We start from the raw sequence: 250 nt of genomic DNA on the forward strand, positions 1-250 counted from the left end.
TTTTTGTTGCCTGCATTGATACCGTCGGTGGTGACTTTTACTCCGCCTTCCAGCTCCAGGCCCTTATCGGTGAGTTTAACATCTTTGCCAACCCGCACGCCCGCATCGCTCACAGAGGTCTTGCCAGTGGTAACAGATCCATCCTTGCCAAGATCAATATCCTTGTTCAGCGCAACATCGATCTTACCATTATTATCTGTGCCTGACTGTTTGACTGTAACATTGCGGTCGCCCTTGAACGTCACATTGC

1 protein-coding gene is annotated in these 250 nt (G+C 49.6%); it reads right to left on the reverse strand.

The window, feature by feature from the left end:
* The coding region (locus ACOZHT_RS24490) for a hypothetical protein (RefSeq protein ID WP_421567135.1) at positions 1 to 250 on the reverse strand (250 nt) is incomplete at both ends.

The sequence above is a fragment of the Ochrobactrum sp. EDr1-4 genome (assembly GCF_049199085.1).
Taxonomy (GTDB): Bacteria; Pseudomonadota; Alphaproteobacteria; order Rhizobiales; family Rhizobiaceae; genus Brucella.